At 72.0% G+C, this 12,643-nt stretch carries 10 protein-coding genes; 9 read left to right on the top strand and 1 reads right to left on the bottom strand.

Features of this window, described 5'->3' with window-relative positions:
- Window positions 1–8 precede the first annotated feature (8 nt).
- Complete coding sequence (locus AB0C03_RS03820) at window positions 9–1,736, bottom strand: alkaline phosphatase D family protein (protein ID WP_210858522.1); 1,728 nt, start codon at window positions 1,734–1,736, stop codon at window positions 9–11.
- A gap of 150 nt (window positions 1,737–1,886) precedes the next feature.
- Between AB0C03_RS03820 and ftsY the strand changes: the two genes are divergently transcribed.
- The 9 genes from ftsY (at window position 1,887) to AB0C03_RS03775 (ending at window position 12,635) form a co-directional block, all read left to right on the top strand.
- Entirely contained in the window at window positions 1,887–3,068 is a 1,182-nt protein-coding gene (ftsY, locus tag AB0C03_RS03815; RefSeq protein WP_030335252.1) for a signal recognition particle-docking protein FtsY, read from the top strand.
- A 6-nt stretch (window positions 3,069–3,074) separates the two neighbouring features.
- Entirely contained in the window at window positions 3,075–3,938 is an 864-nt protein-coding gene (locus AB0C03_RS03810; protein WP_181539524.1) for a phosphotransferase, read from the top strand.
- Between the two features lie 275 nt (window positions 3,939–4,213).
- Window positions 4,214–5,626 (top strand): ammonium transporter, encoded by a 1,413-nt coding sequence (locus tag AB0C03_RS03805; protein ID WP_030335249.1) that lies wholly within the window; start codon window positions 4,214–4,216, stop codon window positions 5,624–5,626.
- Between the two features lie 25 nt (window positions 5,627–5,651).
- Window positions 5,652–5,990 (top strand): P-II family nitrogen regulator, encoded by a 339-nt coding sequence (locus AB0C03_RS03800; RefSeq protein WP_172862163.1) that lies wholly within the window; start codon window positions 5,652–5,654, stop codon window positions 5,988–5,990.
- 17 nt (window positions 5,991–6,007) lie between these two features.
- Window positions 6,008–8,284, top strand: coding sequence for a [protein-PII] uridylyltransferase (locus AB0C03_RS03795; RefSeq protein ID WP_030335245.1), 2,277 nt, complete (start codon window positions 6,008–6,010; stop codon window positions 8,282–8,284).
- Between the two features lie 224 nt (window positions 8,285–8,508).
- Window positions 8,509–9,672 carry a sensor histidine kinase gene (locus AB0C03_RS03790; protein ID WP_247680680.1) on the top strand — a complete coding sequence of 388 codons (1,164 nt, stop codon included), beginning with the start codon at window positions 8,509–8,511 and terminating at the stop codon, window positions 9,670–9,672.
- Window positions 9,669–10,325 carry a response regulator transcription factor gene (locus AB0C03_RS03785; protein WP_030335241.1) on the top strand — a complete coding sequence of 219 codons (657 nt, stop codon included), beginning with the start codon at window positions 9,669–9,671 and terminating at the stop codon, window positions 10,323–10,325. Before AB0C03_RS03790 ends, AB0C03_RS03785 begins: the two co-directional genes overlap by 4 nt.
- Before the next feature lie 109 nt (window positions 10,326–10,434).
- Window positions 10,435–11,988, top strand: a complete 1,554-nt coding sequence (gene ffh, locus AB0C03_RS03780) for a signal recognition particle protein (RefSeq protein ID WP_030335239.1) — start codon at window positions 10,435–10,437, stop codon at window positions 11,986–11,988.
- A gap of 68 nt (window positions 11,989–12,056) precedes the next feature.
- A complete protein-coding gene (locus AB0C03_RS03775; protein WP_210865771.1) occupies window positions 12,057–12,635 on the top strand; it encodes a Uma2 family endonuclease in 579 nt (192 codons plus the stop codon).
- The last annotated feature ends 8 nt before the right edge of the window (window positions 12,636–12,643 follow it).

Below are 12,643 nucleotides of genomic sequence, written 5' to 3'. Positions count from 1 at the left end.
CGTAGAGACTACGGCGCGCCCGCGCCGCTGCTCCCGGAGAGTCGACGCCGCATCACCGGGCGTAGGTGCCCGTCACTCGTGGTGCCCTCGATCACCACGTCGGCGTCGCGCCCCCGATGGGTCAGGGTGGCGACCGCGTTACCGAAGTACGGGCCGGCCAGCTTGCGCCAGCGCACCCCCGGCCGGCGTACGCCCGCCGAACGCGCCAACGCCCGGGTCGCCCCGGCCGGACCGGGTGACCAGCCCAGCCGCATCAGCGGACGGATGCCCGCCGGCACCTGGTTGTGGATCGGCGAACAGGTGAGCTGGTGCACCGGAGTCACCACCGCCGGATCGGCGAACCGGGCCCGCGCCACGTACGAGTGGTGCACGTCACCGGAGAGCACGCTGATCGACGCCGGTGGGGCGTACGCCGGACCGGCCCCGACCCGCGCCCCGGACTGTCGAGGCGTGCCGGTGCCGATGCGCGCGAACGTCTCCGCCAGCGCCTCGAAGGAACGCCGGAACGCCGCCCAGTGCTCCAGGTCCAGAGCGCGGCGCAGCTTCTCCGCCCCGCGCGCCACCCACGGTCGGCGCGAGTCCGCCAGTTTCTCGTTCCACGCCTCGATGTGGTGAATGCCCTGCGGCAGCAGCCAGGGCAGCGAGGCACCCACCACCAGGTGGTCGTAGACCCCGTGCGCCTGGTCGAGGAACCAGGCCCACTCGCCGGGCGGCAGCATCGCCCGGTTGTTGGACTCGAGCACCCGGCTGCACCTGTTGTCCAGCATCACCAGCCGGGTCCGGCCCAGATCCAGCGCGTAGCTCCACTGGTACTGCACCGCGCGCCACCGCTCGGTGTCGTGCGCCAGGTCGGACTCCTGGTCGACCCGGTGGCCGAACTCGCGCAGCACGCTGGTGGCGTCCTCGGCGGCGACGACCTTCGCGAAGACCGGATCGGCGACGATCTCGTCGGGGGAGAGGTTGCCAAGGTGCTGGTAGACCCAGTACGAGGCGAGCCCGCTGCCGATCCGCTCCTGCCACCACGGCTGCTCGCGCACCTCGGCACGCCACGCCGCCGAGGTGTTCCAGTCGTCGATGATCTCGTGATCGTCAAAGATCATCACGCTCGGCACGGTGGAGAGCAGCCAGCGGATCTCCGGATCACGCCAGGACTCCAGGTAGAGCTTGGTGTACTCGTCGAAGCTCACCACCTGGTCGGCCGGAGCACCCTTCGGCCGCCGCCGCCGTCGACGCAGCAGCCGACGCACGGTCGGCGAGGTGACGTCGGCGTAGACCTGGTCACCGAGCAGCACCAGCAGGTCGGGCAGCGGGTTCGACTCCGGGTCGGCCATCAACCGCCGGGCGTACGCGTCCAGCGCGTCCGGCGGCAGCTTGCGGGTGGTGGCGTGCTGGGTGGTCTCCCGGCACGAGCCGAAGATCATGTTGACCGGCTGGTCCCGGTCGTCGGCGGCCCGGGTGCGGATCACGCTCGGCGGGAACCCGCTGCTCGGCACCGGCCAGACCATTTCGTCGTCGACCAGGACCTCGTAGGTGGTCTCGCTGTCCGGAGTGAGCCCCTCCACCACCACGAGGGCGTAGTGGTGGTCGTACGCCGAGAAGGTGGGCGCGGTGCCGGTGGCGCCGCCTGCGGTGCGGACCGTGACCACGGCGGGCGCCGCCGTCTCGACCCAGATCGTCGCCCGGGTGTCCACCACGCGCCGCAGCAGTGGGCCGATGAGGAGGTGTGCGGCGGGCATGCGGCCGAGCCTACCGCCGGTCAGCGGCCCCGGCCGGGTGCGGTGGCTGAGACGCCGGGCACCGCTCGGGGCGCGGTGGCTGGGACGCCGGGCACCGCTTGCGGGTGCGGTGGCTGGGACGCCGCCGCCGGCATCTGACAGGATTCCGGCATGGCCGAATATCTCGTCCTCGCTCTGGTCCTGCTCGGTGTGCTGATCGCCGGCACAGTCGGGCTGGTCGTGCCGCGATTGCGGCGGCGGCCCGAGCCCCCGCTGCCGCGCACCGAGGTCGACACCAGGGCTGAGGAGGATCTCGCCGGCCCGCCGGTCGAGGCACCGGAGTCCGATCTGTCCACCGGCGTCCTGGTCGAGCCGCCTCCGGTGCTCGAACCGCAGGTGGAGGTCCCCGAGCCGACCGCCGGGCGGCTGGTCCGGCTCCGCTCGCGGTTGTCCCGCTCACAGAACGTGTTCGGCAAGGGCCTGCTCGGCCTGCTCGCCCGGGACCACCTCGACGAGGACGTCTGGGAGGAGATCGAGGACAGCCTGATCACCGCCGACGTCGGCGTCGACGCCACCCGCGACATCGTCGACCGGCTCCGGGAGCGCACCAGGGTGCTCGGCACCCGCTCGGCCTCCGAGCTGCGGGCCCTGCTCGCCGCCGAGCTGGTCAACGCGCTCGACCCGAGCCTGGACCGCTCGCTGCGGACCGCCCCCAAGGACGGCGTGCCGGCGGTGGTCCTGGTCGTCGGCGTCAACGGCGCCGGCAAGACCACCACCTGCGGCAAGATCGCCCGGGTGCTGGTGGCCGACGGTCGCAGCGTGCTGCTCGGCGCGGCCGACACCTTCCGGGCCGCCGCGGCCGACCAGCTGGAGACCTGGGGCTCACGGGTCGGCGCGGAAACCGTCCGGGGGCCCGAGGCCGCCGACCCGGCGAGCGTCGCCTTCGACGCCGTCAAGCGCGGCATCGACACCGGCGTGGACACCGTGCTCATCGACACCGCCGGCCGCCTGCAGAACAAGGTCGGCCTGATGGACGAGCTGGGCAAGGTCAAGCGGGTGGTGGAGAAGCAGGGCCCGATCGACGAGACACTGCTCATCCTCGACGCCACCACCGGGCAGAACGGGCTGGAGCAGGCCCGGGTCTTCACCGAGGTGGTCAACGTGACAGGTGTGGTGCTGACCAAGCTCGACGGCACCGCCAAGGGTGGCATCGTGATCGCCGTGCAGCGCAAGCTCGGCATCCCCGTGAAGCTGGTCGGCCTCGGCGAAGGCAAGGACGACCTGGCCCCGTTCGACCCGGCGCAGTTCGTCGACGCGTTGCTGGGGACCGAGGCCACCGGCCGGGACGCGTAGTCTCGAGTGACCACTGACGATCGCGCGTACGCGGGTTGGCGTGACCCCGGCCATCCTTCGCAGCGCCTCGGGAGACCGTACGTGACTTCGCAGGAGATCCCGCTGCACGGCGGCAACGTGAGCACCGTTGTCCGCGTGGGTGACACGGTGCGGCGTAACGCCGGGCCGTGGACCCCGTCCGTGCACGCGCTGCTGCGCCACCTGGAGTACGTGGGGTTCACCGGCGCCCCCCGGGCGCTCGGGATGGACGAGCGCAACCGTGAGGTGCTGTCGTACCTGGAGGGGGAGTGCGGAGAATATCCGCTCGCCCCGCACTGGGTGACCGACGAGGCCCTGGTCACCGTCGCCACCATGCTGCGGATGTTCCACGACGCGCAGTACGGGTTCACCCCTCCGCAGGCGGCGGTCTGGCGCTCGTTCGGGCCCCCGCCGCCGGACACCGAGGTGATCTGCCACCACGACGCCGCGCCGCACAACGTGATCTGGCGTCCGGACGGCACCCTCGGGCTGATCGACTTCGACCTCGCCTCACCCGGAGCGCGAATCTATGACGTGGCGTACGCGGCCTGGACCTGGGTGCCGATCTTCGCGGACCGTGACTCGATCACGCTCGGTTGGAAGCATCCGGACCGGCCGCGCCGACTCCGGCTCTTCGCCGACGCGTACGGGCTGATCCCGAGGGACCGGCACCGGCTGATCCGGACCATCCGCAAACGGATCGTGGACCACGTCGAGGGGATCCGCCGGATGGCCGCCGCCGGTGAGCCGGCGTTCGTGCGGATCGTGCACAAGGGCCACCTGCGCCGACCGATGCGCGATCTGCGGCTGCTCGACTACGAGCGGCACGCCCTGGAGAACGCCCTGCGCTGAGGCTGCCCCGTCGATGCTCGGCCGGTCCCGTCAAGCGGACCGGTCGATGCGTCTGGCCGGTCAGTCATCGACGGTCGCCGTCCGGTCGATCCACAATCGTCCATGCTGATGAGTGTGCGGAGTTCGTGACACGTCCGAAACAACCCGTCACGAAACGGAAACCCGCACGGGACCCAAAGTGAAACAGCCGGCCGCGAAGCTTCCGCGCAACCGGCCTACGGGCGACGCTGCCCCGGAAAGCCGCGAAGGAGGACTTCACCTTTTAGGAGGCCAGCGTGCCTGAAGCACCGACGATCGACGGCGCCAATACCACGTGGCTGCTGGTTTCGACCGCGCTCGTGCTGCTCATGACCCCCGGACTGGCGCTGTTCTACGGCGGCCTCAACCGGGCCAAGGGCGTACTCAACATGATGATGATGAGCTTCTCCGCTATCGGGCTCATCTCTATTCTGTGGTGGTTCTACGGTTTCAGCGTCGCCTTCGGGACCGACGTGAACGGCTTCTGGGGCGACCCGGGCGCGTACCTCGGCACCAAGACCTTCCTCGCCGAGACCGACCTGTGGGGTGCCACGGCGGAGAACCCCAGCGGCATCGGGGTCCCGCTCTACGTGTTCATGGCCTTCCAGATGGTCTTCGCGGTGATCACCGTCGCGCTGATCAGCGGTGCCATCGCCGACCGGGCCAAGTTCGCCGGCTGGCTGCTGTTCGCGTTCGGTTGGGCCACCCTGGTCTACTTCCCGGTCGCGCACTGGGTGTGGGGCGGCGGCATCATCGGCGCCGACATCCACGCGCTGGACTTCGCCGGTGGCACCGCTGTGCACATCAACGCCGGTGCGGCGGCCCTGGCCGTGGCCCTGGTCCTCGGTAAGCGGCTCGGTTGGCCGCGGGAGGGCATGAAGCCGCACAACATCCCGTTGGTCGCGCTCGGTGCGGGTCTGCTGTGGTTCGGCTGGTTCGGGTTCAACGCCGGATCGGAGCTGACCGTCGACTCGGTCGCCGGCCTCGCCTTCATCAACACCCAGCTCGCCACGGCGGCGGCGGTGCTCGGCTGGATCGCCGTCGAGTGGGTCAAGACCCGTAAGCCGACGATGGTCGGCGCCTCGTCCGGCGCCGTCGCCGGCCTGGTCGCCATCACCCCGGCCTGTGGCTTCATCGCACCGTGGGCCGCCGTCCTGCTCGGCATCGTCGCCGGCGCGGTCTGCGCGCTCGCCGTCAGCCTCAAGTACAAGCTCGGTTACGACGACTCGCTCGACGTGGTCGGTGTGCACTTCGTCGGTGGTTGGATCGGCTCGCTCTGGCTCGGCCTGTTCGCCACCAACTCGGTCAACGCCGCGATCAGCGACGTGGTCGGCGCCTCCGACGGCCTCTTCTACGGCGGCGGCGCGACCCAGCTCGGGCGGCAGGCCCTCGCCGGCCTGATCGTCACCGCCTGGTCGTTCGGCATCGCCTGGGTGCTCGCCTTCGTCATCGAGAAGACGATCGGCTTCCGGGTCAAGGGCGAGGCGGAGGTCGAGGGCATCGACATCGCCGAGCACGCCGAGAGCAGCTACGACCTGTCCCCGGCCGGCGGCGGCACGGGAAGCGCGTTCGCGATGGCCGGCATCGGCACCCCCGGTGGCGGTACGACGAGTGGGGCCAAGCCGGAGGCGGAGCCCGCCGAGCCGGTCAGCGAAAAGGTCGCCGGTTAACGTTCCTGGGATGGAGGGGTTGGACATGAAGCTGGTGACCGCAGTCATCAAGCCGTACCAGCTGGACGCGGTGAAGGAGGCCCTGCACGCCCTCGGGGTGGCCGGGCTGACCGTCAGCGAGGTTCAGGGGTACGGGCGGCAGAAGGGGCACACCGAGGTCTACCGGGGTGCCGAGTACACGGTCGAGTTCCTGCCCAAGATCCGGGTCGAGGTGCTCACCGACGAGATCGACGTGGACAAGGTCGTGGACGCCATCGTCGGGGCGGCCCGCACCGGCAAGATCGGTGACGGCAAGGTCTGGGTCACCGGTGTCGAAGAGGTCGTCCGGGTACGTACCGGCGAACGCGGCCTCGACGCACTCTGACCTCGGCCACGACTGAGATGACCTCGTTGATCAGGAAGAACGCGTCGGGGCACGCCGCCGATGGCGACGCGAACCTCTTGATCAACGAGGTCGTCGGCGTACCCGGAGGGATCGGGGAGTCGGCTCGGCAGCGGCGGGCTGCCGCGTACGACACCTTCCTGCGCGGGCTGCTGCCGGCGCGCGACGGGGTGGCGCTGCTGGCCGTCGGGGGGCTGGGGCGGCGGCAGTGCGCCCCGTACAGCGACCTCGACCTGGTGCTGGTGCACGCCGGGGTGCCCGGCACGGACGAGTTGGCCGCCTCGGTCTGGTACCCGATCTGGGACGCGGGTCTGCGGCTCGATCATTCCGTCCGCACCGTCGCCGAGGCGCTGTCGGTGGCCCAGGACGACGTCAAGGTCGCGCTCGGGCTGCTCGACGCCCGGCTGGTCGTGGGGGACCAGGCGCTGGCCGACGCGCTGATCAGCACCGCCGCCGATCACTGGCGGCGCACCGCCGTCCGGCACCTGCCCGGCCTGCGCGAGGTCACCACCAGCCGCTGGCAGACCCACGGTGAGCTGGCATTCCTGCTGGAGGGCGACCTCAAGGAGGCCGCCGGTGGTCTGCGCGACGTGGGGCTGCTGCGGGCGATCTCCGCCGCCGGGATCACCGACGCGCTGCGTCCCGCCGTGCGCGCCGCCCACCTGCGCCTGCTGGACACCCGCGACGCCCTGCACCAGCAGGTGGGTCGGCGGGTCGACCGGCTGGTCGCCCAGGAGGGCGACGGGGTGGCCGCCCTGCTCGGGCTGGAAGACCGCGACGCGTTGCTGCGACGGGTCGCCGGTGACGCCCGCACGGTCAGCCACGCCCTCGACGACGCCTTCCGGGCCGCCGACCGGTTGCGCTCCGGCCGCTCCCGGGGCGGGAACGGCCGCCCGGCCCGCCGCCCGGTCGCCCGCGACGTGGTGGAACACGACGGCGAGTTGGTGCTCGCCCGCACGGCGATCGGGGCACGCCCGGACCCGAGCCTCTCGCTGCGGGTGGCCGCCGCGTCGGCCACCACCCGAATCCCCATCGCGCGGGCCACCTGCGAATGGCTGGCGGCGTACTGCCCGCCGCTGCCCGCCCCGTGGCCCGCCGAGGCGCGGGCCGCGCTGATCACCCTGCTCGGCGCCGGTGCCGGGCTGGTGCCGGCCTGGGAGACCTGCGACCGGTACGGGCTTGTCGACGGCTGGCTGCCCGAGTGGACCCGGCTGCGCAGCCTGCCCCAGCACAACCCCGTGCACCGCTTCACCCTCGACCGGCACCTCGTGCAGACCGCGCACGAGGCCAGTCGGCACGCCCGCGAGGTGGAACGCCCCGACCTGCTGCTCCTCGGCGCCCTCCTGCACGACATCGGCAAGGGCCTCCCCGGTGATCACAGCACGGTCGGCGTGCCGGTCGCCCAGGCGGTGGCCACCCGGGTCGGCCTGCCCGCCCCGGAGATCGAACTGATCGGCCGGCTGGTCCGGCTGCACCTGCTGCTGCCCGACGTGGCGACCCGCCGGGACCTGGCCGACCCGGTCACCATCGCCTCGGTGGCCGAGGCGGTTGGTGACACCGGCACCCTCGACCTGTTGCACGCGTTGGTCCGCGCCGACGCGGCGGCGACCGGGCCGGCGGCCTGGTCCGACTGGAAGGGCCGGCTCGTCGCCGAGCTGGTCGCCAGGGTTCGCACCGCGCTGGACACCGGCGTACTCCCCGAACCACCCGCACCGGACCCGGAGCTGCTGGCCGGGCCGCTGCCGGTCATCCACCTGACCGGCGACCGGGTGTCGGTGGCGGCGGCCGACCGGCGTGGTCTGCTCGCCACGGTGGCCGGCTGCCTGGCGCTGCACCGGCTGGAGGTGATCTCCGCAGACGCCTCCGCCGTCGATGGCCGGGCTCTGGTCGAGTGCCGGGTGCAGCCCCGCTACGGCCTTCCGCCGGACCCGGTCCCGCTCCGCGCCGACCTGCGCCGGGCGGTCGCCGGCGACGTGTCGGTCACCCAACGGCTGCGCGGCCGGGCGCTCGCCAGCCGGGGCGGCGGCGCGGCTCCACGAGTGGTCTGGCACCGCGAGGCCGCCACCGGGGCCGTACTCCTGGAACTGCGCGCCGCCGACGCCGCCGGCCTGCTCTACCGGGTCGCTGGTGCCCTCGACGAGGCCGGCGCCCTGGTTCGGGCGGCCCGCATCTCCACCCTCGGCGCCGACGTGGTCGACGCGTTCTACCTGGTCGGCGGTTGGCCGGACGACGCCACCCGGGCCCGCCTGGAGGCCGCAGTCCTCGCCGCCGTGTGACCCACGACGGCACCGTCGGTCGTTGTGCCAGCCCGGTCACTCCCACGAGCGTGATGCCTCACAGTCATCGTGATGCCTGTGAGGCATCACGCTCGTGAGGGTGTCTGCCGGCAGCGCGCTGCGATCGGGAGTTCTGTCCCTGTGGCGGGTACGTCCGGGGGCGTAGCGGCGGTGCCGCTCGTGGACGCACGTCGAGGGGCGTCGGCGCGGGCAGAATGACGGCCATGCGACCAGGCGGGCAGTGGCAGTGGCGGTGGCGCGAGCAGGCGGCAGACGCCGTGCTCGCCCTGGTCCTGCTCGGCTTCGGGCTGCTCGCCACCGGTCTGGCCGGGAACAACCAGCCGGGGTCGAGGCCGGTGGACGCCGCCTGTCGGGCGCTGATCGCCGTCGCCGCGCTCGCCCTGCTGGTCCGGCGGCGCGCTCCGGTCGTCACCCTCGCCGTGGTCACCGTGGCCACCTCGACGTACCTGCTGATCGGCTACCCGTACGGGCCGATTCTGCTGACGTTCCTGATCGCGGTGTACAGCGTGGCGGTGCGGCTGCCGGTGCGCCCGGCGGCGCTCGCCACCGGCGGCGCGTTCGTCCTGTTGTTGGCGCACGTCTTCTTCGGGCGGGGGCCCGCGCCGGGTTGGACGGGAGTGCTGCCCGCGGCGGCCTGGGTGGTCGTACCGTTCGCGGTGGGGGTGGTGGTGCGGGTGAGCCGTGAGGCGACCGCGCGTACCCGTGCCGAAGAGGCCCGCGGCCGTGCCGAACAGGCCCGACGGCAGGCCGACGAGGAGCGGCTGCGCATCGCGCAGGAGGTGCACGACGTGGTGGGGCACGGGCTGGCCGCGATCAACATGCAGGCGGAGATCGCCCTGCACCTGCTGCCGAAGCGGCCGGAGCAGGCGGAGGTGGCCCTCACCGCGATCAGCCGGACCAGCCGCGAGGCGCTGGACGAGCTGCGGGTCACCCTGGGCGCGGTGCGGCGGGGTGCCGAGCGCGAGCCGGTACCCGGCCTGGCCCGTCTGCCCGCGCTGCGCGACCGGCTCGCCGGGGCGGGGCTCGCCGTCGAGGTGCGCGTGGTGGGTGACCCCCGGGAGTTGCCGGCAGCTGTGGACCTGGCCGCGTACCGGGTGGTGCAGGAGGCGTTGACCAACGTGCTGCGGCACGCGGGGGTGTCGAGCGCGCAGGTGACGGTGGACTACCGCGCGGATGAGGTGACCGTCGAGGTCACCGACCGGGGGGTGGGGCCGGGCCGGGCCGGGACCGTGCCGGCCGACGACGGTCACGGTCTGGCCGGGATGCGGGAGCGGGTCGCGGCATTGGGTGGGCGGTTGAGCACCGGGCCGCGCCCCGGTGGCGGGTTCCGGGTGTACGCCGGGCTGCCCGTGGGGCCGGCGACGTGATCCGGGTGCTGATCGCCGACGACCAGGACCTGGTCCGGCTCGGACTGCGTGCGCTGGTGGAGAGCGAGGACGACCTGGCGTTGGCCGGCGAGGCGTCCGACGGGCTGCGGGCGGTCGAGTTGGCCCGCCGGGAACGGCCGGACGTGGTGCTGATGGACATCCGGATGCCCGGCATCGACGGCATCGAGGCGACCCGCCGGATCGTCGCCGACAGCGACCTGACCGGTACGCGGGTGGTGGTGCTCACCACGTTCGAGCTGGACGAGTACGTCTTCGACGCGCTGCGCCACGGTGCCAGCGGGTTCCTCACCAAGGACACCAGGCCGGCCGAGCTGCTGCGGGCGATCCGGCTGGTCGCCGAGGGGGAGGCGCTGCTGTCGCCGTCGGTGACCCGTCGGGTGGTACGGGAGTTCGCCACCCGGCCGTCCCGGGTGCTTCGTCCGCACCCTCGGCTGGACACGCTGACCGATCGGGAGCGTCAGGTCGTCGGCCTGGTCGGTGAGGGCCTGAACAACGAGGAGATCGCGGCACGGTTGGTGGTCAGCCCGGCGACCGCGCGGACCCACGTCAGCCGGGCGATGGGCAAGCTGGGAGCCCGGGACCGGGCCCAGCTCGTCGTCTTCGCGTACCAATCGGGCTTGGTCTCGGGGTGAGGCCGGGCCGCCAGCGGCCTTGCGGCCGGGCGGCTACCCTAGCGGTGGTCGGACTCCGCAGTGCCGGCCGTGTTGTGCCCGCCGGAACACTGACAAACGGGATGTTCGCGTGTTTGACACCTTGAGTGACCGCCTGTCCGGGATCTTCACCAAGCTCCGCGGCAAGGGGCGGCTCACCGACGCCGACATCGACGCCACCGCGCGCGAGATCCGCCTCGCGCTGCTGGAGGCGGACGTCGCGCTGCCGGTGGTCAAGGGCTTCATCGCGGCCGTCAAGGAGCGCGCCCGCAGCGCGGAGGTCTCGCAGGCGCTGAACCCGGCCCAGCAGATCATCAAGATCGTCAACGAAGAGCTGATCAACGTGCTCGGCGGTGAGGGGCGACGGCTCCAGTTCGCCAAGCAGCCGCCCACGGTGATCATGCTGGCCGGCCTCCAGGGTTCCGGTAAGACCACCCTCGCCGGCAAGCTCGCCCGCTGGCTCAAGGGCCAGGGGCACCAGCCGCTGCTCGTCGCCGCCGACCTCCAGCGCCCCAACGCCGTCGGGCAGCTCCAGGTGCTCGGTGGCCGCGCCGGCGTCGAGGTGTACGCCCCGGAGCCCGGCAACGGCACCGGTGACCCGGTGCAGGTGGCCCGCGCGTCGATCGAGCACGCCAAGCGCGCCGCCCGCGACATCGTCATCGTCGACACCGCCGGCCGACTCGGCATCGACGCCGAGATGATGCAGCAGGCCGCCGACATCCGCGACGCCGTCTCGCCGGACGAGGTCATCTTCGTCATCGACGCCATGGTCGGTCAGGACGCCGTCCGCACCGCCGAGGCGTTCCGCGACGGCGTCGGCATCACCGGTGTGGTGCTCTCCAAGCTCGACGGCGACGCCCGTGGTGGTGCCGCGCTGTCGGTCCGCGAGGTCACCGGGCAGCCGATCCTGTTCGCCTCCACCGGTGAGAAGCTGGAGGACTTCGACGTCTTCCACCCCGACCGGATGGCCAGCCGGATCCTCGGCATGGGCGACGTCCTCACTCTGATCGAGCAGGCCGAGCAGGCCTTCGACTCCGATCAGAAGGAGAAGATGACCGCCAAGCTGATGGGCGGTGAGCAGTTCACCCTGGACGACTTCCTCGACCAGCTCATCGCGGTGCGGCGGATGGGCCCGATCGCCAACGTGCTGGCCATGATGCCCGGCATGGGGCAGATGAAGGACCAGCTCTCCGAGCTGGACGACAGCCACTTCGACCGGGTCACCGCGATCATCCGGTCGATGACCCCGGGCGAGCGGACCAACCCGAAGATCATCAACGGCTCCCGGCGGGCGCGCATCGCCAACGGTTCCGGGGTCACCGTGATGGACGTCAACCAGCTGCTCAACCGCTTCGCCGACGCGCAGAAGATGATGAAGCAGATGGGCGGCATGATGGGCCTGCCCGGCGGTGGCCGCCGCAAGGCGACCAAGTCGCCGAAGAACAAGCGCAAGGGCACCAAGGGCGGCGGTCGCCCGCGTACCGGCGCCGGCATGCCAGCCGGCTTCCCGGGTGGCATGCCGCAGCTCCCGCCGGGCATGGACCCGAACGATCTCGCCGCCGGCCAGGGCCTGCCGCCCGGTTTCAAGCTCCCGAAGATCGACTTCAACAAGCTCGGCAAGGGTGGCGACAAGGGCCCGCGCTGACGCGTGTCGGTGACGGCGGGCGACTGATCCGGCGCTTAGGGTGACGCCGCCCCCTGGAAGGAGATGTCATGACCGCGGCCCCGATCCTGCCCGAACGGCACGAGTGGACGGTCGACGACCTCGGTGACCTGCCGAAGGACCTTCCGTACGAACTGATCAACGGAATGTTGATCGTGCCGTCGCCCACTGCCGTGCACCAAGAGTTGTGCGTCGAGTTGCTGCTCACGCTTCGCGTCAACTGCCCGCCGGAATACCTGGTCAGCATCGACCTGTCGATGCGGGTCGACCGGCGCAACGAGCCCCGTCCCGACGTGGTGGTCATCCGCCGCACGCACGCCGGCCGGTCGCCCGTGCCGGTCGAGGACGCCCTGCTCGCGGTGGAGGTCGTATCGCCGACCTCCACCTTCCGCGACATGTACGACAAGGCGAAGGTCTACGCGCACGCCGGCATCCGGTCCTACTGGGTGCTCGACCCGACCCAGGAACGTGTCACGCTCACCGAGTACTCCCTCGGGGCCAACCGGGAGTACGGGCAGGTCACGCACACCGAGGATCTGTTCGTCACGGAGCGGCCGTGGAAGGTCTCCGTGGACCTGCCGGCCCTGACCGCCCGGAAGAACGACCTGCTCGCTCCCGAGGAGGGCTGATCGGGTAG

It is taken from the genome of Micromonospora parva (assembly GCF_040649675.1).
GTDB lineage: Bacteria > Actinomycetota > Actinomycetes > Mycobacteriales > Micromonosporaceae > Micromonospora > Micromonospora parva.
The sequence above is the reverse complement of the archived record's forward strand: the minus strand, read 5'-3'. Positions and strand labels throughout refer to the sequence as shown.

What these genes read in the sequence shown, in the direction of transcription:
- AB0C03_RS03820 (WP_210858522.1), bottom strand. Translation starts at nt 1,736, where the DNA reads ATGCCCGCCGCACACCTCCTCATCGGCCCACTGCTGCGGCGCGTGGTG.
- AB0C03_RS03790 (WP_247680680.1), top strand. Translation starts at nt 8,509, where the DNA reads ATGCGACCAGGCGGGCAGTGGCAGTGGCGGTGGCGCGAGCAGGCGGCA.
- AB0C03_RS03775 (WP_210865771.1), top strand. Translation starts at nt 12,057, where the DNA reads ATGACCGCGGCCCCGATCCTGCCCGAACGGCACGAGTGGACGGTCGAC.
- ftsY (WP_030335252.1), top strand. Translation starts at nt 1,887, where the DNA reads ATGGCCGAATATCTCGTCCTCGCTCTGGTCCTGCTCGGTGTGCTGATC.
- AB0C03_RS03800 (WP_172862163.1), top strand. Translation starts at nt 5,652, where the DNA reads ATGAAGCTGGTGACCGCAGTCATCAAGCCGTACCAGCTGGACGCGGTG.
- AB0C03_RS03795 (WP_030335245.1), top strand. Translation starts at nt 6,008, where the DNA reads ATGACCTCGTTGATCAGGAAGAACGCGTCGGGGCACGCCGCCGATGGC.